1 protein-coding gene and 1 pseudogene are annotated in these 2,441 nt (G+C 73.9%); one reads left to right on the top strand and one right to left on the bottom strand.

Features of this window, described 5'->3' with window-relative positions; all coding sequences use genetic code 11:
• A partial coding sequence (locus CCN44_RS08150; RefSeq protein WP_143649652.1) for a DUF1996 domain-containing protein occupies window positions 1-1,166 on the bottom strand: 1,166 nt, incomplete at its 3' end.
• Window positions 1,167-1,527: 361 nt separating this feature from the next.
• Between CCN44_RS08150 and CCN44_RS08145 the strand changes: the two are divergent.
• Window positions 1,528-2,441: pseudogene (locus tag CCN44_RS08145) on the top strand (hypothetical protein); the annotation flags it as partial.

The following is a 2,441-nucleotide window of genomic DNA, read 5'->3' as shown; positions in this document are numbered from 1 at the left end:
GTGCGGTGGTTGGCGCTGTCGATGTTGCGGCCGTCCCAGCAGCTCTGGAACCGGAAGGTGCGCACGACGTCGCTGCCCGGCGGGCACAGGGGGTACTTGTCCTTCAGCTGCCGGTCCTCGTGACCGGTGCAGCTCCACGAGGCGTTGGCGTTGCCGGGCCCGTTGACGAAGGCCTTGGCGTCGCCGGTGATGATGCGCAGCAGGCGCGGCATGGCGGTGACCTCGCCGAGCGGGTTGCCGACGAAGGTCAGCGTCACCTGCCGGGGCGTCACGATCTGGCCGGCGTTGCCCTCCGTACCACCGCCCGGGGCGCCGGCGTCCCGCTCCTGGGTGCCGTTCTGCAGGCGCAGCACCGGCCAGTAGTACGACGACTTGTCGCCCTGGTCGACACAGCTCGTGCCGGCCCGCGCCAGGTCCTCGTCGCTCGCGAAGGCGTTGTTGGCCTGGTTGCCGACGTAGTCGTGGACGTGGTGGGCGCCGTTGGAGACGCCGGGGGCGACGATGACGTTGTCGGAGTTGAACAGACCGTTCGCGTTGACTCCGCAGTCGGTGGTGAAGGTGCCGCGTGAGGCACCGGCCTGCGGCTGCGGAGCCGGTGCCTCGGGCGGTACAGCGGTGATGTCGGCGTAGTCGGAGGCGACGGGTCCGTTGCCGCCCTGACCCGCGCCGCTCTGCCCTTGGCCGGTGCCGCTCTGCTCCTGGCCTGTGCCGTTCCGCCCGTCGCCGTCGCCCGGGACGCCGGTGGCCTGGCCGGTCTCACCGGGGCGCAAGGTGCAGGCGGCCAGCGACTCCAGGCCCTGCGGGCGCTCCCCGGCCCGGTCGATGGCGTCGGTGATCCGCCCGATGGACACCGACCGCTTCTCCTCCAGCGGGTTCATGATCGCGTCGTCGGCCGACGCCGCGTCCGCGCCGCCGCCCTGTCCCGCCTGCTGGAGCTGCCGGTAGGCCGCCGCCGTCTGCTGGTCGAGCCGGGCGAGTTCGCGGTCGACGTCCGGGCGGGCCGCGTCCGGCACGGCCGTCAGCCGGCTGCCGATGTCGGGGCAGTCGATGGTGGCCATGCCCGTGGACCGGACGCGCCCGGTGGTCTCCGTGCCGGATCCGTCGCCCCAGCCCTCGCCGGCCGAGGCGTAGACGTTCACCGCGACGAGTCCGGCTCCGCCCAGCATCAGGGCGATCGCCGCACGGGTCGCGCGTCGAGGGCCGGTCGGGCGTCTGCGGCTGTTGCGTACCAAGGTCGTCCCCCTGCGTGGTCGCCGGTCGGGCATGGAGTTCCCCGGCTTCATACGGAGGGCGGGGCCACCGTGTTCAACGGAAACGGGAATTCACCGGGATCTCACAGGAAACCACGGCCTCCCCCTTTTCCCCATCGAACGTCATCGCGAACATCACGAATATGTATCGGACATTTCACACCTCAACCTTCACACGAGGTACACACGTTGGCTAGGTTGACGCCTGGCCGCCGTCCGGCTCTGCCCCGGCGAGCCGCTCAACTGCCCTGCGGGGCAAGGAAGGAGCACGTCCTCCATGGCGCCGGAGAGCCGCGACGAGGTTCGGCAGCGGATCGCATCCCTCTACGACCAGGCCGAGAACGCCACCGGAAACTTCAACGCGACCCGGGCGATGGCCGCCCGGAGCCGGTCCCGGGGCGTCCCGCTCGCCAAGCGGCCGGGCCGGCGCCCGGATCCCGAACTGGCCGAGGTGGCCCGGCAGTGGTTCGACGCGGCACGCGCCAAGCTCGGCCCGACGGTCCCCGCCGCGCTGCCCGCCGACCGGCTCCTGGACGGACCCGCCGCCCCCGCGCGTTCACTGGAGCGGACGGGCGGTCTTCCCGGCGCCGAACGGGAGGTACGCGCTCTTCCGGTGGGTGGCGGGGCCCTCGGCCTGACGAGCGGCGGACAGAGCCTCGGCCTTCCGGGCGGCGGAGAGGCCCTCGGCCTTCCGGGTGGCGGAGGAAGCCTCGGACTTACGGACGGCGGAGAAGGTCTCAGTCTTCCGGGCGGCGGCAGGGACGTCCTCGCCCTGCCGCGTGGCGAGCGGCAGGCTCCGGGGGGCGGCGGTCCGTCCGCACGGCATCCCGAGGCCCTCGAACGGGGCGCAGCGCAGGCGGTGGCCGAGCTGACGGCCGCTTCACCGGCGGACTCCGCCGGCCGCCCGCCGCAGTCGCCCGAGACCGGCCGGCCGGCGCTTGCCGGTGCCGACCGTCTCGAACCAGCAGGCACCGCACTGGCGTTGACCGGCGGGGCGGCGGCCGAACCGGCCGGCTGGGGCGCGCCGGGGCCGGCGAGCACCGCCGCCCTGCCGGCCGCCGCGCCCCCCACCGCGCAGGGCACCGCAGCTCAGCCCAGACCGCTGCCCGGTTCCGCCGCGTCGAGCTTGCGTCGGTTGCCGGCCTTGGAGGCTGCGGGGGAGGGGCGACCGGACGCGGCGGAACCGGGCAG

It is taken from the genome of Streptomyces tricolor, from assembly GCF_002155905.1.
Lineage (GTDB): Bacteria > Actinomycetota > Actinomycetes > Streptomycetales > Streptomycetaceae > Streptomyces > Streptomyces tricolor.
The sequence above is the reverse complement of the archived record's forward strand: the minus strand, read 5'-3'. Positions and strand labels throughout refer to the sequence as shown.